This is a genomic window from Comamonas thiooxydans (assembly GCF_002157685.2).
In the GTDB taxonomy this organism is placed as follows: domain Bacteria; phylum Pseudomonadota; class Gammaproteobacteria; order Burkholderiales; family Burkholderiaceae_C; genus Comamonas; species Comamonas testosteroni_H.
The window spans coordinates 1,930,392-1,952,047 of the sequence record NZ_AP026738.1 but is presented as its reverse complement, the minus strand read 5'-3'; the positions used below and the strand labels follow the sequence as shown (position 1 = coordinate 1,952,047).

Annotated in this window: 20 protein-coding genes and 1 other RNA gene; 11 read left to right on the top strand and 10 right to left on the bottom strand. The window is 62.1% G+C overall.

Translation table 11 applies throughout. The features are described from left to right. Positions 1-24: 24 nt before the first annotated feature. From CTR2_RS08965 to CTR2_RS08955, 3 genes are all read right to left on the bottom strand, one after another. Entirely contained in the window at positions 25-1,788 is a 1,764-nt protein-coding gene (locus CTR2_RS08965; RefSeq protein ID WP_087084355.1) for a methyl-accepting chemotaxis protein, read from the bottom strand. A 138-nt stretch (positions 1,789-1,926) separates the two neighbouring features. Then, positions 1,927-2,454 carry an inorganic diphosphatase gene (gene ppa / locus CTR2_RS08960; RefSeq protein WP_003056663.1) on the bottom strand — a complete coding sequence of 176 codons (528 nt, stop codon included), beginning with the start codon at positions 2,452-2,454 and terminating at the stop codon, positions 1,927-1,929. A gap of 226 nt (positions 2,455-2,680) precedes the next feature. Beyond that, positions 2,681-3,205: an Mpo1 family 2-hydroxy fatty acid dioxygenase gene (locus tag CTR2_RS08955; RefSeq protein ID WP_087084356.1), complete on the bottom strand. Its 525-nt coding sequence runs from the start codon at positions 3,203-3,205 to the stop codon at positions 2,681-2,683. A 61-nt stretch (positions 3,206-3,266) separates the two neighbouring features. On the opposite strand from CTR2_RS08955, the gene CTR2_RS08950 reads away from it, so the two are divergent. The 6 genes from CTR2_RS08950 (at position 3,267) to CTR2_RS08925 (ending at position 8,582) form a co-directional block, all read left to right on the top strand. Continuing rightward, complete coding sequence (locus CTR2_RS08950) at positions 3,267-4,079, top strand: Crp/Fnr family transcriptional regulator (RefSeq protein ID WP_254913405.1); 813 nt, start codon at positions 3,267-3,269, stop codon at positions 4,077-4,079. 77 nt (positions 4,080-4,156) lie between these two features. Then, positions 4,157-4,843, top strand: coding sequence for a DUF2889 domain-containing protein (locus tag CTR2_RS08945; protein ID WP_087084358.1), 687 nt, complete (start codon positions 4,157-4,159; stop codon positions 4,841-4,843). A gap of 97 nt (positions 4,844-4,940) precedes the next feature. After that, positions 4,941-6,083, top strand: coding sequence for a GTP 3',8-cyclase MoaA (gene moaA / locus CTR2_RS08940; protein WP_087084359.1), 1,143 nt, complete (start codon positions 4,941-4,943; stop codon positions 6,081-6,083). Then, positions 6,076-6,741, top strand: a complete 666-nt coding sequence (mobA, locus tag CTR2_RS08935; RefSeq protein WP_087084360.1) for a molybdenum cofactor guanylyltransferase MobA — start codon at positions 6,076-6,078, stop codon at positions 6,739-6,741. The genes moaA and mobA overlap by 8 nt, the downstream gene beginning before the upstream one ends. Positions 6,742-6,828: 87 nt before the next feature. Further along, a complete protein-coding gene (moeA, locus tag CTR2_RS08930) occupies positions 6,829-8,202 on the top strand; it encodes a molybdopterin molybdotransferase MoeA (RefSeq protein WP_087084361.1) in 1,374 nt (457 codons plus the stop codon). Between the two features lie 53 nt (positions 8,203-8,255). Continuing rightward, positions 8,256-8,582, top strand: a complete 327-nt coding sequence (locus tag CTR2_RS08925) for a thioredoxin family protein (protein WP_012837792.1) — start codon at positions 8,256-8,258, stop codon at positions 8,580-8,582. 27 nt (positions 8,583-8,609) lie between these two features. Here CTR2_RS08925 and rnhA read toward each other — a convergent pair whose 3' ends face one another. Beyond that, the gene (rnhA, locus tag CTR2_RS08920) at positions 8,610-9,059 is read right to left on the bottom strand and encodes a ribonuclease HI (RefSeq protein ID WP_003056672.1); all 450 of its coding nucleotides are present in this window, start codon (positions 9,057-9,059) and stop codon (positions 8,610-8,612) included. Next, positions 9,056-9,889: a class I SAM-dependent methyltransferase gene (locus tag CTR2_RS08915; protein WP_012837791.1), complete on the bottom strand. Its 834-nt coding sequence runs from the start codon at positions 9,887-9,889 to the stop codon at positions 9,056-9,058. Before CTR2_RS08915 ends, rnhA begins: the two co-directional genes overlap by 4 nt. Before the next feature lie 19 nt (positions 9,890-9,908). Between CTR2_RS08915 and gloB the strand changes: the two genes are divergently transcribed. Continuing rightward, positions 9,909-10,682 (top strand): hydroxyacylglutathione hydrolase, encoded by a 774-nt coding sequence (gene gloB / locus CTR2_RS08910; protein WP_087084362.1) that lies wholly within the window; start codon positions 9,909-9,911, stop codon positions 10,680-10,682. Further along, entirely contained in the window at positions 10,682-12,214 is a 1,533-nt protein-coding gene (locus CTR2_RS08905; protein ID WP_046460686.1) for a transglycosylase SLT domain-containing protein, read from the top strand. Before gloB ends, CTR2_RS08905 begins: the two co-directional genes overlap by 1 nt. A 130-nt stretch (positions 12,215-12,344) precedes the next feature. Here the strand turns inward: CTR2_RS08905 and recR are convergent, their stop codons facing one another. From recR to dnaX, 3 genes are all read right to left on the bottom strand, one after another. Further along, entirely contained in the window at positions 12,345-12,935 is a 591-nt protein-coding gene (gene recR, locus CTR2_RS08900; RefSeq protein ID WP_003066191.1) for a recombination mediator RecR, read from the bottom strand. A gap of 187 nt (positions 12,936-13,122) precedes the next feature. After that, positions 13,123-13,455, bottom strand: a complete 333-nt coding sequence (locus CTR2_RS08895; RefSeq protein ID WP_003066189.1) for a YbaB/EbfC family nucleoid-associated protein — start codon at positions 13,453-13,455, stop codon at positions 13,123-13,125. Positions 13,456-13,482: 27 nt separating this feature from the next. Continuing rightward, positions 13,483-15,651 carry a DNA polymerase III subunit gamma/tau gene (gene dnaX, locus CTR2_RS08890; RefSeq protein WP_087084363.1) on the bottom strand — a complete coding sequence of 723 codons (2,169 nt, stop codon included), beginning with the start codon at positions 15,649-15,651 and terminating at the stop codon, positions 13,483-13,485. Between the two features lie 103 nt (positions 15,652-15,754). On the opposite strand from dnaX, the gene ffs reads away from it, so the two are divergent. After that, an RNA gene (gene ffs / locus CTR2_RS08885) (signal recognition particle sRNA small type) lies at positions 15,755-15,850 on the top strand. A gap of 324 nt (positions 15,851-16,174) precedes the next feature. Here ffs and rimO read toward each other — a convergent pair. After that, complete coding sequence (rimO, locus tag CTR2_RS08880; RefSeq protein ID WP_087084364.1) at positions 16,175-17,581, bottom strand: 30S ribosomal protein S12 methylthiotransferase RimO; 1,407 nt, start codon at positions 17,579-17,581, stop codon at positions 16,175-16,177. Between the two features lie 741 nt (positions 17,582-18,322). Between rimO and CTR2_RS08875 the strand changes: the two genes are divergently transcribed. Further along, entirely contained in the window at positions 18,323-18,703 is a 381-nt protein-coding gene (locus CTR2_RS08875; protein ID WP_087084365.1) for a MerR family transcriptional regulator, read from the top strand. A gap of 75 nt (positions 18,704-18,778) precedes the next feature. After that, positions 18,779-19,366, top strand: a complete 588-nt coding sequence (locus CTR2_RS08870) for an NAD(P)H-dependent oxidoreductase (RefSeq protein WP_087084366.1) — start codon at positions 18,779-18,781, stop codon at positions 19,364-19,366. Between the two features lie 174 nt (positions 19,367-19,540). Here CTR2_RS08870 and CTR2_RS08865 read toward each other — a convergent pair whose 3' ends face one another. Beyond that, positions 19,541-21,652 carry a site-2 protease family protein gene (locus tag CTR2_RS08865; protein ID WP_176391688.1) on the bottom strand — a complete coding sequence of 704 codons (2,112 nt, stop codon included), beginning with the start codon at positions 21,650-21,652 and terminating at the stop codon, positions 19,541-19,543. Between the last annotated feature and the right edge of the window lie 4 nt (positions 21,653-21,656).

The window sequence follows — 21,656 nt, the reverse complement described above, 5'->3', positions numbered from 1 at the left end:
GTTGAAACCGGCAATACCTCGACCTCAGAACTGCTCCCAATCCTGGTCATTGGTCAAAGCGGGCTGAGCCGTTTTGACCGGGGCAGACATAGCCTTGCCCAGGCCTTGATCGGCTAACGCTGCAGCCCGCGGGCCAGCGCTCATGCCGGCCTTTGCAACCGGCTCGACCCGATTTTTCAGCGTCGCAGCGGCAAAGCTCTGTGCCTGATTCCCCAACTGAAAAATCGCCACCGAATCGACCAGCGCCTTGGCCTGGCGCTGCAAAGAATCGGCGGCCGCCGCGCTCTGCTCCACAAGGGCCGCATTCTGCTGCGTGGTCTGATCCATCTGAGTGACGGCTTCACCCACCTGGGCCACGCCCTGGCTCTGTTCGCGGCTGGCCGCGCTGATCTCGCCCATGATGTCGGTCACGCGGCCTATGGCCGTCACGATTTCGGCCATGGTGGCACCGGCCTTGTCCACCAGCTGCGAGCCTTGCTCCACGCGCTCCACGCTGGCATGGATGAGCTGCTTGATTTCCTTGGCCGCCTCGGCGCTGCGCTGGGCCAGCGTGCGCACCTCGCCCGCCACCACGGCAAAGCCACGGCCTTGCTCGCCGGCACGCGCGGCTTCCACGGCCGCATTCAGGGCCAGGATATTGGTCTGGAAGGCAATCGAGTCGATGACGCCGATAATGTCGGCGATCTGGCGGCTACTGTCGTTGATGCCCTTCATGGTGTCCACCACCTGGGCAACCACATCCCCGCCGCGACCCGCGACATCGGAGGCATTCTTTGCCATTTGATTGGCTGTCTGGGCGTTGTCGGCGTTCTGGCGCACGGTCGAACCCAGCTGCTCCATGGAGGCCGCCGTTTCCTCCAGGGCACTGGCCTGGCTTTCGGTGCGCGCCGAAAGATCCGCATTGCCCTGAGCGATTTCGCTGGACGCCAGGGCCACGCCATGGGCATTGCCGCGCACATCCTGGACCACGGAGGACAGTTGCCGACGCATGTCTTCCAGCGCATTGAGCAGCAAGCCCATTTCATCGCGGCGCTGGTTCTTCACCACCATGCCCAGCCTGCCGGCAGCCACGGCCTGCGCCAGCTCAACGGCCGTGGCCACGGGAGCCGTGATGGCGCGTGTCATCGCAATGCCGACCACGGCGGCAAACAGCACCACCAGCGCCAGCGTACCGACCAGCCAGTAGCGGGCCAGCTCGAAACTGGACTTCTCGGCCTGCTGGGCCAGAGCCGCGTTCTCGAGCTGCAGCGTCATCAGCTTGCCCGTGCTTTCCGCCAGCTGGCTGAAGGCCTGTTCGGACAGCCCTGCAAAAAACAGCCCCAGCTCGTCGGCCATGCCTGCCTGGCTGTCCACGGTGTTGTAGTCGCCATCGCGCGCCCGCGCCAGCAACTGCTCGTGCAGCTTCAGGAAATTCGCCTTGTTGGTCCGATAACCCTCGTAGGCCTCGCGCAGCGGCTGGCTGGCAATCAGGTCGCTGACCACTTTCTCCTGCTCGGCAATGGTTTTCAGGCGCTGCTGGATCTGCTGCTCGTAGCCTTCGATCTCGACCAGGGTGCGGGCAGTGGCGATGCCTGCCTCATGGCGGCGCAGCCGGTTGTACTCGGAGCGCATGGAGGCAGCGTTGTAAACGCTGGGCAGCGCCACTTCGGAAACCTCACGGCCCGCTGCATGAATGCTGGACAGCTGCAACCAGGCCACCAGGCCGAGCAATGCAGACAACAACACCAGCGCCGTAAAGCTGATGCCCAACTTGGTCCCCACGCGCCAGTCCGAAATCTTCCAACTCATGCGCATCCCCTCGTATATATCGATACAGGCAATAAAAAACGCACCAAGCGAGGTCCGCCGGGTGCGTTTCAAATTGTATAGATGCAGATAGCGAGGCTTCTCTGCAAGTAAAGGTTAGAGACCCTTTACTAGTTTGGATCAGCCCTTGTAGTTGGCGATACCGTCCACGATTTCCTTGTGTGCCGCATCCACACCCTTCCAACCCAGAACCTTGACCCACTTGCCCTTTTCCAGATCCTTGTAGTGCTCAAAGAAGTGAGCGATCTGCTGCAGGGTCAGCTCATGGATGTCGCTGAGGTGGTTGATCTTGTCGTAGGAAGGCAGCAGCTTCTGTGTGGGAACGGCCAGAACCTTGCCGTCGACGCCGGACTCGTCTTCCATCTCCAGAATGCCGATGGCACGGCAGGGCACCACCACGCCGCTGGGCAGGGGGAAGGGAGTCATCACCAGCACGTCCACGGGGTCGCCGTCGCCAGACAGGGTCTGGGGCACATAGCCGTAGTTCACGGGATAGTGCATGGCAGTGCCCAGGAAACGATCCACGAACAGGCAGCCGGATTCCTTGTCCACTTCGTACTTCACGGGAGCCGAGTTGGCCGAGATTTCGATGACGACGTTGAAGACTTCAGGCGTCTTGGAGCCGGGGGTCACATTGTTCAGAGACATGATGGTTGGGAGAAGTAATACAAAAAGCCCGCCAGAGCCAACAAAGCATCGGCACCTGAGGGTCAGCCCGCGATTTTAGGCGCATGACCCTAACGCTGGCATTACATGTTTGAAAGATGCGCGTGCAGTCGTGTATTCCCGCCGAGCAGCCTCGCCCGCTGCAGCCATGAAAACCCACTCAAACCAATACCCATAGAGAAGTGTCAGCTCTCAGAACAAGAGCATGTCAGGCGCTCACCGGATGCCGGCGACGCACGGGCCCGCTGCGCTGCTCCACCGCCGCCTGCACCTCTTTGCGCAGCCCCAGGGCAAAACCCAGCTCGGCCGCCACAAACAGCGGGCCTATCAGCAGACCCATCACATCATCAAGAAAAGCGGGCTTGCGACCTTCCCAGTAGTGACCGATGAACTGGATCACCCAGCCCAGCGCAAACAGGCCCAGCCCCCAGGCCAGCCAGCTCCCCACGGGCTGGGCGGCGATGGGAGTGGCAAGCGCCAGCATGGCGGCCAGCAACACGCTCATGAACAGGCCATAGCGCCCGTCGAGCCGCCAGTAATACACTGCCGCAGCAACCGCTGCCAGCAGGGCCAGCGAGATCGGCATACCGCCAGGCGCTCCCCATTGCAGCCTGGCCAGCAGAATCACCACCGCCTGCATGATCATGGGCACACCGATGTAGTGCGTGACGATATTGCGCGGGTCGCGGTGATAGTTGGCGTAGTTGGACAGTTGATCGATTAGGGTTTTCATCGCTGTATCTCCTGGTCGCTTGTCAGAGCATGGTGGCGCAGCATCAACCTTGCCGTCTGTCATGCCACCGACACAAGCGCTAAACCCTTCACCCAGGCCTGTACTGGCCTCAGTGCCCACTGCACGCAAGCGCGGCAGCTTCGAGCATGTCAACTCCAATGATCTCTGGGCCATCGTGCAGGCCGGCCGCTGGTTCCGCTCGCTGCCGCCGGAATTGACCGCCCAGATGCAGCAACTGGCCCAGCCAAGGCTGCTGACCGCCGGCGAATGGCTGTTTCGCCGCGGCGATGCCCCCTGCGGCCTGTATGCGGTGGCCAGGGGCTCGCTCAGCATCTCCGGCACAGCAGCGCTTCAGGAAAACACCCGCACGGCTTTGCTGACCTTGATCGAGCCGCCGAGCTGGCTGGGAGAGATCGCCCTCTTCGATGGCGAGCCCCGCACCCACGACGCCTGCGCCAACACCGCCTGCGCCCTGCTGCATATCCCTATACCGCCGCTGCGCGAATGGCTGGATGCCAACCCGCATTGCTGGCGCTATATGGCCCTGCTGCTGACCCACAAGCTGCGTGCCAGCCTGATCGCGCTGGAGGAGCAGACCGTGCTGCCTGCACCGCAGCGCGTGATGTGCCGTCTGGTGCAGATGGCCATGGGCCATGAGCAATGGGCCGACCGCATGCGCACCCACCGCGAGCTGGCCGTCTCCCAGGAGCAGATCGCACGCATGCTGGGCCTGTCACGCCAGACCACCAACCAGATCCTGCAGGAGTTGCAGCAGGCCGGCTGGCTGCAACTGCGGCGCGGCAAGCTGGAAGTTCTCGACCTGGCCGCACTCAAGGCCGCAGCACTCACCGGGCAAATCCCCACGAGCAGCTAGGCGCTTTCGGCCTGGCTCGGGGTTGCCCCCGCCCCGCTGTCCGCCTGGTGCTGGACAAGCCTGCTATCTCTTTGATAATGAAATCGGGTCTGATGCACCAGACCCGGCTCAAGATCATCGCGGGCGACCCAGCCGAGCTCCGACATGCCGTCGTTGTCGCCCGCCATAACAACGGATACCCCATGCCCCTGCCTCCCAGTGCCAGCCGCAAGCCAGTCCCCATCAATATGCGCGACGTCAAATACCGGGGCTATGCCCGTGATGACGGCATGTGGGACGTGGAAGCCGAGCTGATCGACCAGAAAACCTATGACATCGAGCTTCATGGCCGCCGCAAAGTGCCAGCGGGCAAGCCGATTCATCACATGTGGATCCGCCTGACCATCGATGCCGACATGGTGGTCCATGGCATAGATGCCGCCATGGACGATCACCCTCTGGGCCACTGCCCCCAGGCCACAAAGTCCATGCAGAAGATGGTGGGCTGCTGCATAGCCCGCGGCTGGCGCCGCGCCATTGCCGACAATCTGGGCGGGGTAGTGGGCTGCACGCATCTGCGCGAGCTGCTGTTCAATATGGCAACGCCCGCTTTTCACACCGTGCTCAACCAGTTCGGCCCCAATGGCTCGGGCCTGCCGCCACGCCATCTGGGCCAGTGCCTGGGCTGGGACTTCAACGGCCCTGGCGTCGCCGAGTTCTACCCCGAGTTCAAGGGCTGGAAGCCGCTCGCTCAGCAACCCGTGGAAACCACTGTAAAAGACTGATCCACAATACCATCAAGCGCTACCAGCTATCAATTTTGATAGCCCACAACAAGCCCGCAGCCGGCCCGGACTTCGCTCTTGCGGCACAATCGAGCACATGGCAGAACGTGTGATCCCCTTGGTCGATGAGCGTGCGGCAGCCCGCAGCGCAATCGTCCCCAGCCCCCTGCAGGCCCCCACCGGGCTGCTGCAGGATCAATGGGGACGGCCTTTGCGCGACCTGCGCATCAGCGTCACCGACCGCTGCAACTTCCGCTGCAACTACTGCATGCCCAAGGAAGTCTTCGACAAGAACTACCAATATCTGCCCCACAGCTCGCTGTTGAGCTTCGAGGAAATTACGCGCCTGGCCAGGCTTTTTGTCGCCCATGGCGTGCGCAAGCTGCGCCTGACTGGCGGCGAGCCGCTGCTGCGCAAGAACATCGAAGCCCTGATTGCCCAGCTGGCCGAGCTGCGCACGCCCGATGGCCAGCCGCTGGACCTGACACTGACCACCAACGCCTCGCTGCTGGCGCGCAAGGCACGCGCCCTGAAGGACGCCGGCCTGAATCGCGTGACCGTCAGCCTTGACGGTCTGGATGACGCCGTGTTCCGGCGCATGAACGATGTGGACTTCCCCGTGACCGATGTGCTGGCCGGTATCGAGGCTGCACAGACCGCGGGCCTGTCGCACATCAAGGTGAACATGGTGGTCAAGCGCGGCACCAATGACGACCAGATCCTGCCCATGGCCCGCTATTTCCGCGGCACGGGAATCACACTGCGCTTCATCGAATACATGGACGTGGGTGCCACCAACGGCTGGCGCATGGACGAGGTTCTGCCCTCGGACGAGGTCATAGCGCGCCTGCGTGCCGAGCTGCCGCTGATCCCGCTGGCGCCCAGCGCCCCCGGCGAGACCGCCGTGCGCTGGGGCTATGCCGACGCCAGCGGTCAATATGATCAGCAGCTGGGCGAGGTGGGCGTCATCAGCAGTGTGACCCACGCTTTCTGCGGCGACTGCAACCGCGCACGCCTGTCCACAGAGGGCCAGCTCTATCTGTGCCTGTTCGCCAGCCAGGGCTGGGACTTGCGCAGCCTGCTGCGCACCGGTGCCAGCGATGCCGAGATTGCAGCCGCCATCGCCCCCATCTGGCAACAGCGCGACGATCGCTACTCCCAGCTGCGCAGCGAGATGCCGCCCGATGTGGCGCCGGTGCGGCAAGGTCGGCGCATCGAGATGAGCTATATCGGTGGCTGACTCACGCATCACCCCTGAACAGATCACCGGTTGCGTGCTGGCTGGAGGGCGCGGCGCGCGCATGGGAGGCGTGGACAAGGGCCTGCAGAGCTTTCAAGGCTTGCCACTGGCATTGCATGCATTGCAACGCCTGGCACCGCAGGTCGGCCCCCTGCTCATCAATGCCAATCGGAATGCAGCAGCCTATGCCGAGCTGGGCCAGCCACTGGCTGCCGAGGTCTGCCCCGACAGCCTGCCCGACTACCCCGGCCCGTTGGCGGGCTTCATGGCCGGCCTCGCGCATTGCCGCACGCCATGGCTGCTGTGCGTGCCCTGCGATACGCCGCTACTGCCCCTTGATCTGGCGACGCGAATGCTGGCGTCGCGCGGCGATGCCGATATCGTCATCGCTCACGGCTGGGATACCGAGCATGCCCGGCCGGGTCAGCCGCCACAGCTGCGCCCCCAGCCCGTGTTCTGCCTGCTTCGGGCAGGGCTCGCCTCCAGCCTGGAGCGCTTCATCATCGGCGGCGGCCGCAAGATTGACGCCTGGACCGGCCAGCATCATAACGCCCAGGCCGTATTTGACCGTCCCGGAGACGAGCAGGCCTTCAGCAACGCCAACACGCTGGCCCAGTTGCTTGATCTGGAGCAAATCGCCACCGAACGCCCATCCTGATTCACCGGCACGTCAAGTCAAAAGCGTAAAGTGCCACGCAGCCCCATGGCCGCATCCCGTCATGAGGTTTTTTTATTTTTTGCTGTTATGACTGCGACTTTTCAACCTGCCGCCTCCACCAGCGCCCAGACGCTGACCACTGACCAGGTGCTGCAACAGCTGCAGGCGCTGCTGCAGCCGCTGGGTGCGGTCGCCGAGCTGGAAACCGTCGCCCTGCCCGATGCTCTGGATCGTGTGCTGGCAGCCGATGTGATCTGCCCCGTCAATGTCCCCCCTCATGACAACAGCGCCATGGACGGCTATGCCTTTGCCGGCAGCGAACTGGAGCAGGTGCGGCCCGGCCAGCCACTGATGCTGCGTGTGGTGGGAACGGCTCTGGCCGGCGGGCCGTGGCAAGGCCGGCTTGGAGCAGGCCAATGCGTGAAAATCATGACGGGCGCCGTCATGCCTGTGGGTGCGGATACCGTAGTCGCCCATGAGCAGGCCAGCGCTGGCGAGGAGTGCATTCAGTTTGACGGCTGTGCCCTGCATGCGGGCGCCAATCGTCGCCTGCGCGGCGAAGACCTGGAGCAAGGCTCTGTGGCGCTGCAGGCCGGCCAGCGGCTCACACCGGCCGCCCTGGGTCTGCTGGCCAGCCTGGGACTGGGCCAGGTCAGCGTGCGGCGCAGACTCAGCGTGGCTTACTTCTCCACCGGAGACGAGCTGCTGAGCCCCGGCGCCGAACCGCGCGAGGGAGCCATCTACGACAGCAACCGCTTCAGCCTGCAGGCGCTGCTACGCCGCCTGGGCGCCCATGTGCTGGACCTGGGGGCCGTGCCCGATGAGCCGACCGCGCTGGAAGAGCGCCTGCGCGAAGCAGCCACCCTGGCCGATGTGGTGCTGACCAGTGGCGGCATCAGCACCGGCGAGGCCGATCACACCCGCGCGATGCTGCAGCGCCTGGGCACCGTGCAGTTCTGGCGTGTGGCCATGCGCCCCGGTCGGCCACTGGCAGTGGGGCTGCTCGCTCCCGCCGGCGGGATCTCCTTGACCAAATCGGCAGGCATCCCGATCAAGACAAGCGCAAACAGCTCCCAAAGTCAGGGCAATACACCACCCACCCAACGCCCTGCGGTGCTTCTGGGACTGCCCGGCAACCCGGTGGCCGCCATGGTGAGCTTTCTGATGTTTGTGCGCCCAGCCCTGGCCATGCTGGCAGGCGAACGCGGCGCCCCCGTGCCATTGCTGCAGGCGATCAGCAGCGAGCGCCTGCGCAAACGCCCCGGCCGTACCGAATATCTGCGCGGCGTGCTCGAACTCGACGAGAAGGGTCAGGCCGCAGTGCGCACCACGGGCCCGCAAGGCTCGGGGGTGCTCAGCTCCATGGTCGCAGCCGACTGCATCATCGTGCTGGACGATGCGCGTGGCGATGTCCAGCCCGGAGAATCCGTCAACATCCTGCTGCTGCAGGGTCTGATCTGAAGACAGACTTGCCGCCTGATCCTCGACCCTCGATCCATTCTGGGAAATATTTCATGCCATACCAAGCCACCCACTGGGCCACAGAACCCACAAGGCAGGCCATCGATGCGCTCAAGGGCGCGAACTTGCTGGAATTCGGCACCCCCTGGTGCGGCCACTGCCAGCGCGCCCAGCCGCTGTTGCAGGCTGCGCTGGCGGCCCAGCCGGAAGTGGCGCACATCAAGGTGGAAGACGGTCCCGGCCGGCCTCTGGGCCGCAGCTATCGCGTCAAGCTCTGGCCCACGCTGATTTTTCTGCGTGACGGCAAGGAAGTGGCACGCATCGTGCGCCCCGAATCCGAGCAGCAGATCCAAGAAGCGCTGGCACAGATCACGAACTGAGCCAGCGCAGCTGGCCCGGCTCCTGGCTCAGCCGTTCTTGAGCGCCAACTCCACGCCCTTGTTGGCCAGCGCATCGGCGCGCTCATTGCCGGGGTCTCCGGCATGACCCTTGACCCAGCGCCAGTCGATACGGTGGCCGCTGCCCTGCACCAGCGCGTCCAGCTGCTTCCAGAGTTCGACATTCTTGACGGGTTCCTTGGAAGCGGTAACCCAGCCCTTGGCCTTCCAGCCCTGTATCCACTCGGTAATGCCTTTGCGCACGTACTGACTGTCCAGATACAGCACCACATCGCAGGGACGCTTGAGCGCGGACAGCGCCTCGATCACGGCCTTGAGTTCCATGCGGTTATTGGTGGTTCCCAGTTCACCACCGAAGAGTTCTTTCTGCGCCGATCCGGCCTGCAGCAATGCGCCCCAGCCGCCGGGGCCGGGATTGCCCTTGCAGGCACCATCGGTATAGATCACAACTTGATTCAATTTTCTTCCTTGTTACGCCAGGACATGTCCGGCGGCTGCCTCTGGGTCACGGGCGCCTTCATTCCGGCCGGCACGCTGCTCTTGCGCCAGCTCGGGCTCATCAACCGCATGCCCTGCACACGCTTGACGGCCACCACGCAATAGACGCCCCCCATCACCGGCCAGCAGCGGTGGCCTAGGCCTTCCATGAACTGCCAGCGGCTCAGCCACTTTTCACTTTGAGTGGCAGGACGATAACAGCCAAATTGCACTGCTTCGATCTCGAAGCTCAGCAATCGCAGCCAATCGCGCAAACGCCAGTAGCCCACACCCAGGCTCAGGTCCGGCAAATAACCCGCACTGCGCTCCACCCGGCGCTGCAAGCCCAGCAGACTGGAGGGGTTCAGCCCGCTGATCACCAGTCTGCCTTCCGGCACCAGCACGCGCGCAGCCTCGCGCAGCGCGGCATGCGGATCGTTGCAAGCCTCCAGCGTATGCGGCATCAGCAGCAGGTCGAGGCTGGCCTCGGCAAAAGGCAGGGCTTCCGGGGCGGTTCTGAGCGCCGGCATCAACGGGGCAAAATTCTGTGCTTCATCAGCGGGCGGCAGCGGCGGCGACACTGCGGTCGCCTTCGCTTGCGCTACAGTGCCTGCTTTTGCATCCGGAACAGGATCGAGGCCCTCCAGCGCCAGCCAGCGATGAGGCATGCGGTTGCCGCGCAGGCCTTGCAGCTGTGGCAAGCCCAGCTGCAAGGCATGGTAGCCAAAGATATCGGCCACCGCCTCGTCAAAGCGCTGCTGCTCCCATTCCAGGAGATAGTGCCCGAGGGCTGAATCCGTCCAGTGATGCATCTCTATAATTTTGCAGCTCATGAACCTGTTGCCCATTCCCGCTTTTTCCGACAACTACATCTGGATGCTCCACGATGCAGAACATGCCGTGGTCGTCGATCCGGGTCAGGCCGAGCCTGTGCTGAGCACATTGGCACAGCGGGGTCTGAAACTGCAGGGCATTTTAGTCACCCACCATCATGCCGACCATGTGGGCGGCATTGACGCCATTCGCGCGGCCACCGGTGCCCCCGTCTGGGGCCCTGCCTACGAGTCCCTGCCCGAGCCCGTCACGCGAGTGCAGGGTGGCGACAGCGTGGAGCTGCTCGGAGGCCCCTGGCGGGTCATTGATGTGCCGGGACACACCAGCGGTCATATCGCCTTCTTCAGCACCCAGGCGCAAGACCAGCCTCTGCTGTTCTGCGGCGACACACTGTTCTCGGGCGGCTGCGGCCGCCTTTTCGAAGGCACGGCAGCGCAGATGCAGGCTTCGCTGGACGCACTTGCCGCCCTGCCCGCCAACACGCTGGTGTGCTGCGCACATGAATACACAATTTCCAACCTGCGATTTGCGCAGGCCGTGGAACCAAACAACCCGGAACTGGCTCAGTATCTGGAACATTGCCAGCAACTGCGCAAAAGCGGGCAGCCCACGCTGCCCTCCACATTGCAGACCGAGCTGGCCATCAACCCGTTCATGCGAAGCCGCGCTGCCGACGTGATCGCAGCCGCCGTGCACCATGATCCCCAAACCAGGCCCGAGGACCCCGCCAGCGTGCTGGGCACCCTGCGCCAATGGAAAAACGTTTTCTGATGAAGCTGCTATCCACCCTGCTGCTGACAAGCGCACTGATATTGACCGGCTGCGCCACCACCAGCAGCGTCGACCCCATGTATCCGAACGGCCCGCTCAAACCCCTGGGCCAGGGCAAAGTCGGCAGCTCCGAAGTCGCAGAACTGGAAGCCACGGGCGACCTCTGGGTGCGTATCCGCAAGGGCTTTGCCATGCCCAACCTTGAGCAGGATCTGGTCCAGAACCAGGAGCAGTGGTATGCCACGCGCCCCGACTACATCCAGCGCATGACGGAGCGGTCGAGCAAATACCTGTTCCACATCGTCGAGGAGCTGGAGCGCCGCAATATGCCGACAGAGCTGGCGCTGCTGCCCTTCATCGAGAGCGCCTTCAACCCTCAGGCCGTATCCAGCGCCAAGGCCGCCGGCATGTGGCAGTTCATGCCGGCCACGGGCACCTATTTCGACCTCAAGCAGAATGTCTTCCGCGACGATCGCCGCGATGTGCTGGCCTCGACCCGTGCCGCGCTCGACTATCTGCAAAAGCTCTACAACATGTTCGGCGACTGGCATCTGGCCCTGGCCGCCTATAACTGGGGCGAAGGCAGCGTGGGCCGCGCCATCAAGCGCAATGAAAAGCTGGGCCAGCCCGCCGGCTACCTCGACCTGCAGATGCCGGCCGAAACCCGCAACTACGTGCCCAAGCTTCAAGCCGTCAAGAACATCGTGGCCGAACCCGAGAAGTTCAACACCGAGCTTCCCATCATCGAGAACCACCCCTATTTCCAGGCCGTGGATCTGCCGCACGACATCGACGTGGAGCTGGTGGCCAAGCTGGCCGATGTCAGCGTCAAGGACTTCAAGGCACTCAACCCCAGCTTTCACAAACCGGTGATCTTTGCGCGCGCCACGCCACAGGTGCTGCTGCCCTGGGACAACGCCAAGGTTTTCCGCCGCAATCTGCAGGCCTATAGCGAAGGCCAGTTTGCCAGCTGGACGGTATGGACCGTGCCCACCACCATCACCGTGGCCGAAGCCGCCCAGCGCGCAGGCCTGGGCGAAGCCGACCTGCGCGCCATCAACAACATCCCGCCGCGCATGCTGATCAAGGCCGGCTCGACCCTGATGGTGCCGCGCGATGCCAATGTCAAGACCGATGTGCCCGGCCATGTGGCAGACAACGGTCAGATCTCCTTCGCCCCTGAAGTCGTGACCGTGCGTACCACGGTCAAGGCGCGCAAGCGCGATACCCTGGTCAGCGTGGCCAGCCGCTATGGCATCAGCGTCTCCAACCTCGCGGACTGGAACGACCTCAAGTCCACGGCATCCTTGCGCCCCGGCCAGTCGCTGATTGCCTACCTGCCCAGCCGCGCCGCCCGCAGCGCACGCGCCGAAGCCAACGACAGCCCACGCGAGTCAGCCCGCAACACCCGTGGCGGCAGCAAGGTGGCAGCCGCCAGCAAGAACGCCAGAGCCAGCAGCGCGCCCGCTCCCCGTGGCGGCAAGAGCGAACCCAAGGCTCGTGGCGGTACACCGGCCAAGAAGCGCAAATAAGCTTCGCCGCCCGCAAAAAAGCCCGCTGTTCGCAAAAACCAGCGGGCTTTTTTATTTCTGCTCTCTCAAAGAAATCAATAGCAGCACACGCCTGATTTCAAAGCGCTGGCAGCCAATTCAAGCGATATTTTCAGCGCCTGTCCACCAGCGCGTGGGCAATCGTGCCGAGATCCACATATTCAAGTTCGCTGCCTATCGGCACACCACGCGCCAGCCGCGTAACCAGAATGCCGCGCGACTTGAGCGCCTCGCTGACAGCATGGGCTGTGGCCTCGCCCTCTGCCGTGAAGCTGGTGGCCAGAATCACCTCCTGCACCACGCCATCACAGGCACGCTCCAGCAACTGCTTCATGCCGATTTCCTTGGGACCCACGCCGTCGAGCGGGGACAGTCGCCCCATCAGCACATAGTAATAGCCCTGATAGGCCCCCGTGCGCTCCATGGCAGCCAGATCGGCCGGAGCCTCGACCACGCACAGCCGAGCCCCGTCGCGCCCGGCGTCATCACAGATGCTGCAGATCGCGCCTTCCGTAAACGTATGGCAGCGCTCGCAGTGATGAACAGAGTTCACCGCAGAATCCAACGCCCGCGCCAGCTGCAGCGCACCAGCCTGATCACGCTGCAGCAAATGAAACGCCATACGCTGCGCCGACTTGATGCCCACGCCCGGCAGTCGGCGCAAGGCCTCGATCAAGGCGTCCAGAGATTGCACATCAGACACAGGCTTGTCCTTTCAGTCACCAGAAAAAAGGCGACCCGGAGATCGCCTGATATTTGAATGCAGGATTTCGCACACTGCACTCAACGCTGGCATGCCCCAAGCCAGAGGCAGCAAGCAAGCGCCGCCGCGCAGCGAGGCTGCCGTCCCCCTCAGGGGGAAGCGGCTTCGCCGCACAGGGGGGAGCCGTTTAAAACGGGAACTTCATCCCGCCGGGCAGGCCGGGCATACCAGCAGTGATCTTGCCCATCTTCTCGTTGGAGGTCTCTTCCGCCTTGCGCACGGCCGCGTTGAAGGCGGCAGCCACCAGGTCTTCCAGCATGTCCTTGTCTTCGGCCAGCAGGCTGGGGTCGATGGTGATGCGCTTGACGTCATGCTTGCAAGTCATCACGACCTTGACCAGACCGGCACCGGATTCGCCTTCGACTTCGATATTGCCCAGCTCTTCCTGAGCCTTCTTCAGGTTGTCCTGCATGGCCTGAGCTTGCTTCATCAAACCGGCGAGTTGTCCTTTGTTGAACATGAGAATTCCTTCTTTTGTTGAAACGCCTTATTCAGGCTGAATAGATATGGGCTTGATGCTACCGGGCACGATTTTCGCGCCAAAGTCTCGCATCAAGGTTTGAACCTGCAGATTGCTTTTGACAATGTCCTCGGCCAGCAACTGGCTGGCTTGTCTTTCCAGGGCCAGTCGACGGGCAGGACTGTCCGTCACAGGCCCCTGCTCAACCTGCAATTGTCGCGCATGACCGGCCGCTTCCAGCGCAGCGCGCAGACGATCACGTGTGCCGGCCTGATTCAGCGAGCTGGACTCCACGCGCAGTAGCCACAGATCGCCGTCACGACCCAGAAGCTGCGACTGCAGTGCCAACTGCCGCGCCACGGCCACCACGGCCTCGCTCTGCAGCAACTGTTGCACCACGCCAAACCACAGATCACCCTCGGCTGTGCGCTCTACGGGGGCTGCATCCTGGGCCGTGCTGACATAGCCGCTTGCGCTCTGGGCCGCCGGCTCGTCCGACTCCATGGGCGGCATGACATGCAAGGGCTGGCCGATATCCAGGTCGGCATCATCGCCCCAGCGCCCATCGTCAGACCAGCCCTCATCGGGCATGCCTGCCCAGGCAGCCTCGCTGGCATCCTGCTCTTCGGGAGCGTCAACCATATCGGCGGCCTCGGCGCTCTCGGACGCATCGTCGGCAGGTGTCTGCTCGACCTCGGTGGCGGCTTCCTGATTCGCAGCAGCCATGTTTTGCCGAACCGAAGCAGGCTCAGGCGTCACTTCAGGAGCTGGCGGCTGGATCGACTCCGGGACTGCCTGCATCACCGGCCTTGCGACGGAATACGCAGCTGAATCCTCACGATCAGCCACCGCTTGAAGCTGTTGCGGCTCGGCCATGCCAGCGACTGACACAGGCTCTTGCGCCAGAGCCGACTCCGATGCGGGCCCCGGGGCGGCTTGCACAACAGGCTGCTGCACAGACGGCAAGGCCTGAACCTCTGCCGCTGGCTTCTCCGTCACCGCCGGAGGCGGTTGAATCTGAGCCGGAGCCTGGACAACAGGCCGGCTAGGCCTCAGCGCCGGAGTTTTTTTTTCAGCCATGCCGGCTTCGGCGTTTTCCGGCTTGAAGGCCAGCAGCCGCAGCAGGGCCATGGTCAGTGCCGCATATTCATCCGGGGCCAGTCCCAGCTCGACGCGCCCGTGCAGGCAGATGCTGTAGAGTAGCTGAGTCTCGTCGCGCGGCATCAGACTGGCTAGCCGGTCGACTTCGGCGGCCTCCGGGTCGCTAGCATCCAGCGGCATGTCGGGCACGGCCTGCAACACAGCCATGCGCTGCAACACTGCGCACATTTCTTCCAGCGTCGATGCAGCAGACAGACCGTTGTGACGCAGCTCTTCGGAGACTTCAACCACCGTGCGCCCATGACCCTGAGCCAGGGCATCGATCAGGCGGAATACATGGCTGCGGTCCACGCTGCCCAGCATCTGGCGCACCGTCGCCTCCTGCAACTGCCCGCTGCCAAAGGCAATCGCCTGATCGGTCAGGCTCAGTGCATCGCGCATGGAGCCACGCGCGGCGCGCGACAGCAATCGCAGCGCCTGAGGCTCAGCCGGCACGCTTTCCTTGTCCAGCACATGGGTCAGGTGCTCCAGCACCGTCTCCGGCGCCATGGGACGCAGATTGAACTGCAGGCAGCGCGAGAGCACAGTGACAGGCACCTTCTGCGGATCGGTCGTGGCCAGCACGAACTTCAGATACTCCGGAGGCTCCTCCAGCGTCTTGAGCATGGCGTTGAACGCGGTGTTTGTCAGCATGTGCACCTCGTCGATCATGAAGACCTTGAAGCGCCCCTGCACCGGCTTGTACACCGCCTGCTCCAGCAGGCTCTGTACCTCATCCACACCACGGTTGGACGCAGCATCCAGCTCGGTGTAGTCGGGGAAACGCCCGCTATCGATTTCAGTGCATGCCGCGCAGACCCCGCATGGGGTTGCGGTGATTCCACCATTACCGTCCAGGCCCTGGCAATTCAGAGACTTGGCCAGAATGCGCGACACCGTGGTCTTGCCCACGCCACGTGTGCCCGTGAACAGATAGGCATGGTGCAGGCGCTGCTGGGTCAACGCATTGGTCAGAGCCTGAACCACGTGCTCCTGCCCCACCATTTCAGTGAAGGTACGAGGCCGGTATTTGCGAGCAAGCACTAAATAAGACATAGCCTCTGATTCTACGGGGCCGGGACATGCCAACAAGCCTGCTCCTGGAATCTCATTTCACGGCTCGCGGAACTGTGTCGGTTTTGCATCTATAATCGAGAGTGACGGGCCTCCTCGCATGGGGAAGCAGCCAACCGGGTCAGGTGGGGAACCAAGCAGCCCTAACTGTGGATACAGTGCCGAGATCAGGCTCGTCACCTTTCGATGGAAACCTCTTTACAGACAAGAGGCTGTCTTCCGAGAAAGGCAATTCCTCACATGAACAACAAATGCTGCGGCGCTTCCCCCTGGAAAAGTGCTTCGTGCTGACGTCATGTCTTGAATCTCAAATCGACCCCGGAGGCGGTGCTGCCCCGATCTGAACCGAATCTGAGCCCGTCATTGCATCAGGATCTCCCACAGGCCATTGGCAGACAAGAGCGGTAACAAAGAGGCCAAGAGATCAGATGCAGAAAAGGCCGCAGTCGCGGCCTTTTTGTCTCTACTGGATTGAAGTGGCGCCGCACAGTGACGCCATGAAAATTCAAACCGGAACGCCCACCAGATCATGCCCCTGCGTGCCCACGATGCGCACGCTGATCAGCTCGCCCACCTTGTAGGTCTTGCTGGCCTTCTCGGGCGGCTGGATGTGAACCACGCCGTCGATCTCGGGGGCATCGGCATAGGTTCGGCCCACACCGCCCTTTTTGCCCAGGCTGACAGCCTTGTCCACCAACACCTTCATGACCTGGCCTACGCGGCGCTGCAGACGCTTGGTGGAGACCTCCTCTGCCACCTCCATAAAGCGTGCACGACGTGCTTCGCGCACTTCTTCAGGCAGCATGCCGGGAAGTTCGTTGGCGGTGGCGCCTTCGACGGGGCTGTAGGCAAAGCAGCCGGCACGGTCGATCTCCGCTTCGCGAATGAAGTCCAGCAGATGCTCGAACTCCTCCTCGGTCTCGCCGGGGAAGCCGGCAATGAAGGTGGAACGAATCACCAGCTCTGGGCAGATCTTGCGCCACTCGCGGATACGGTCCAGGTTCTTTTCACCCGATGCGGGTCGCTTCATGCGCTTTAGCACATCGGGGTGGCTGTGCTGCAAGGGCACGTCCAGGTAGGGCAGGATCTTGCCCTCGGCCATCAAGGGCAGGACCGCATCCACAGTGGGATAGGGGTAGACATAGTGCAGACGCACCCAGGCACCGTGCTGCTGCGCCAGCTTGCCCAGCTCGTCGGCCAGCTCCAGCATGCGGGTCTTGACGGGCTTGCCGTCCCAGAAACCTGTGCGGTATTTCACATCCACACCATAGGCCGAGGTATCCTGGCTGATCACCAACAGCTCTTTCACGCCCCCTTCGAACAGCGCCTTGGCCTCCTTGAGCACATCGCCGATCGGACGCGAAACCAGATCGCCGCGCATGCTGGGAATAATGCAAAAGGTGCAGCGATGGTTGCAGCCCTCGGAAATCTTCAGATAGGCATAGTGCTTGGGCGTGAGCTTGATGCCTGCATCGCCAAAGCTGCCAGGCACCAGGTCCACGAACGGGTCATGCGGCTTGGGCAGATGAGCGTGCACCGCATCCATCACTTCCTGCGTCGCATGGGGCCCCGTGACTGCCAGCACGCTGGGATGCACCTCGGCCACCATGGTGGAGCCCCCCTCTTTGCCAGCCTTGGCACCCAGGCAGCCTGTCACGATCACCTTGCCGTTGGCGGCCAGAGCTTCGCCAATGGTGTCCAGGCTTTCCTTGACGGCATCGTCGATGAAGCCGCAGGTGTTGACGATGACCAAATCCGCGCCTTCAAAGGTCTTGGAAGTCTGGTAACCCTCGGCGCTGAGCTGCGTGAGAATCAGCTCGCTATCAGTCAAGGCCTTGGGGCAGCCCAGCGAAACAAAGCCCACTTTGGGGATTGCGGTTTGCGTGGGGCTAACGGAGTCGATTGATTTCATTTGATTTTTCCAGCAGCGCAGCGTCTACGCGCCAAGCAGAAATTTTATTTCAACGGCCAAATCAGCAGACTCGACTCTGTTGTTCGAGTCAGCCACACGCACGATGAAAAACTGGTAAACGAAAAAGGCGCTACCGCTTCTATAGCTGTAGCGCCTGTATTCTGGCTGGTTCCACGAGATTCAAGCTCGCGACCAACGGACTAAAAACCCGAGTCATCGACAAGCATTGACACGGTCCAAAACAGGTTAATCGGCTGATTTTACCAGCTGCGCACCCAGGCTGCTCGCGCCCTCCAGGCCTTCCCAGGGCTAAGGTATGCGATGGAAGCTTGAAACCTCCCTGCTCTGCCTAGCAAGAGGCACCAATAGTCGCCCTCAATGCTTGCTGCAGCGAGCCCAGTCAATATGAGCAGATAAGAAGTGGCAGCAAGGCATTGCTCACTAGAGAAAAGCCGTTAGCAGAGGATTTCCGACACGCACTGGGCAAGCCGACACCCCTGACGATTGTCGAGTGCCAGGGCCACGCCGAAATTTGCTGTAATCGCGCCATGGGATTGCCGTAAATTCGCACGATGGCCCCTGACAAGAGCTATGGCCGTGGACCCCTTGTCACGACCACTCGAAATTCATGGATCAACAACTCCCACAACATATTCAAACGACTCCAAGCATTCATGCCCCCTGAGCCAACAGCGCTTTCAGCAAGAAAGATACATACTGCCAAGTGCACGGGAGTCACCTATGCGTATCGGTGAACTCGCCGCACTCACAGGCTGCACGCCCAAAGCGCTACGCCTGTATGAGGCGCACGGCTTGCTCGGCACCGTGGCACGCCGGGGTAGCTACCGCCACTACGACCTGGAAGATGTGCAGCGCGTGCAGTGGATCCGCCAGGCGCTGTCGCTGGGTTTTCGCCTGGCTGCGCTACAGCCGCTACGCAGCATCGACACCCCCGCCGGTACTGCCGCCGTCCAGGCGCTGCTCCAGACCCGGCGACGCGCCATTGCCGACGAGCTGGCGCGACTGCAAGCTGCCGACATCGCCCTGGCTGCATTGTCAATGGAGCTGAGCACATGCGACGGTGCAAAGACATGCCGTTCACCAGAGCCACTCTTCATTTGACGCTGCGGGGCTTGACTCTGTCCCCAAGGACAAGGTGATGCTGGCTGCTTACGAACTAAGCCCGCCTCTATCACCATGTCCCGTCGCATCCTGATCATCCTCGGCCAGCCCTCCACCAACAGTCTATGTGCCGCCTTGGCGAGCACCTATGCCGATGCCGCGCGCCATGCTGGAGCCGAGGTCCGACTGCTGGAGCTGGGCGAAATGCAATTCGACCCCATCCTGCGCCACGGATACGAGCATAGCCAGCCGCTGGAGGCCGACCTGCAGGGCGCTCAGCTCGACATTGCCTGGGCGCAACACCTGGTGTGGGTCTACCCGATATGGTGGGGCGGGCTACCGGCGCTGCTCAAGGGCTTTCTCGATCGCATCTTCCTGCCAGGTTTCGCCTTCAAATACCGAGCCAACTCTGCATTGTGGGACCGCCTGCTGGCCGGCCGCACTGCCGAACTGCTTGTGACAATGGATTCCCCTCCGTGGTACTACCGCTGGGTACAGCGCCAACCAGGTCATCGGCAAATGAAGCAGAGCATCCTGGAGTTCAGCGGGATCCGGCCCGTGCATGTGCACAGTTTCGGCCCGGTGGTCAAGTCCAGTGCGGCCAAGCGCGCCGCCTGGATAAAGCGCGCGCAGACGCTGGGCACCCATGCGGGCTTACGCTGACAGCGTCCTTTCTTATCCCTCATCCACCGTTCTTTGCTGCGACAGGAAGGGCCGGCAAGCCACCCCGCTTTCGTTCCGTGAAGCTCCGCGCGACCAAGGAATACGGCCACAGACTGCTGCGTGGCGGATGCATCGACCGGTTGAATCGCCGCCTGTTGCAGTCATTCATCGAAGCTAAAAACCTGCCTCCCTCCAAAAAACACTCGTCGCAGTTTTCACAAACTGCGCCGCAGCCGCGTCCCATTGGCCGCGAATGCTGACCTTGCCACGCCAGCGGTGTTGCAAAACAGCGTCTGCTTCAAGCGGTGTCACCACATCCAGCACCACTCTGTAGACTGGCCGCTCCGGGTATAGGGTGCCTTGCATGCTTCGGACCTGAATCATGCCTCCAGCTACCGCAGACAGCGCAGCCTCCGAGAGGGTACGACTCGCATCCTGATCAACGCTGCGCACCGTCAAATCCAGTACCGGACCCACACCAGCGTCAGCGATAAAAATTGCGCTGTCGCCGATGCTGATACGTTGAATATCTTCTTCCTGCACATAGGCAAGAACCTCCAGCCGATCGCCGCCCACGACTCTACCCAGCAATTCATTCCGGGCCAGCCAGTCTCCCGGTCGAAGATCCGGATCCACGTCGCGCAGAACTCCAGCACCCAAGGCATTCAGACGGTAGCGGCTTGCTTCGGTTTCCACCGCCTGCTGCTGGATGGCCGCCTGCAGCTGACGCTCTTGCAGAACCTGCCAGTCCCTGCGCAGCTCGGAGTCGAAACCTGCTGCCGCTATTTGCTGCGAATACTGGGTCCTCTGCGCATCGTTTTGAGCCTGCGCGGCCTTGAGAGCCGGGGAGTCCAGCATAAAGACAGGGGCATCAACCTCGACCATGCGTACGTCGCCAAACATTTGCTGCTGCAACTGCGATGCATCAAGCGCATGCAAAGGCCAGATTTCGCTGGATTGCAACATACCCTCGGTGCGGATTGGGGCAGGCAGAGGCAGCCAGCAAAGTGCAATAACTGCAAAGGCTCCGATGGCACTCCAACGTGCTCTTCGACTACGGACGATCTGAGGCCAGCGCAAGTACCATGCTGCAATCTCGGACCAGAGAGGTTTGGCAATGAACCACACAATCTCCACCAGAAACAGCAAGATGCCCAGCGCCTTGATGAAGAAGTGATAGACCAAGGCGGCAATACCCAAAAAAAGAACCAATCGATAAATCCAGGTAGCCCAGGCAAACAAGATGAGTCCGTGACGCTTGGCATCGGAAAAAGACTCCGGGGGAGGCTCACCGAGCTTGAATAATTTCTCTCTGAGATCCCAGCGTGCCAGTGCAAAGGCACGTGAGTGCAGATTAGGCATCTGTAGAAAGTCGGACAACAGAAAATATCCATCAAAACGCATGAACGGACTTGCATTGATGACCAGCGTGCTGACCCATGTCGTAGTGGCCAGCAAAAAAGCCATGGACTTGGGGGCTCCTTCAGGCAACCAGACCCAGGCCAGCAAGGCCCATGCGGCAATCATCAGCTCCGTTGCGATGCCAGCACCCGCGACCTTGAGGCGCTGATCGCGCCGGGTCAATTTCCAGACCTCGTTGGTATCGGTGTATGCCACCGGCCAAAGCACCAGAAAGGCGACACCCATGGTCGGAACTCGGCATCCAAATCGCTTGGCCATCAAACCATGCCCCAGTTCATGAAGCACCTTGACAAACCCTAGCGTCAAACCATAGGCCAGCAGTCCTTGCCAGGTCAGCGAATCAACCAGGGTGGCCGTGAACGTTTCCCAGGAGCGTGAAACGCCCCAGACCCCGGCAAACAGAGCCAGCAAGCTGACCCAGCCAAACGTTCGGCTGAATAGAAACTCCAGCGAGGGCGCCCATCGTGTCAGCCAGCGATCAGGCCTGATCAGCGGGACCCGAAAGAAGAGGTAGTTATGAAGAAGCCATTGCATCCAGCTTGAGCGTCTGCCCTGCCACCGTTCAGCCATCGCATCGGCGCTATTGGGAGGAGGCTCCAACAGATCATTTCTCTGCGCAAACTGCAAGAGCGCATTCACGTCTTCCTCATGGAGCGTCAATGTCGTTTGAGCACAGACATCTTGCACAATCGCGTCAGCGACGCCCAGATGCCAACGCTTGAACACCTCAAAGCTGGCCCAGTCCAGCTGAAAGAAAAGGTTGCGCACGGGATCATGCAGGGTCCAGCTGGGCTGACCATCGGGCAACACAGGACCGGGAAGCAAATCCAGCTCTTCACGCAAAGCAGGCCATGCGGTACTCATGTTG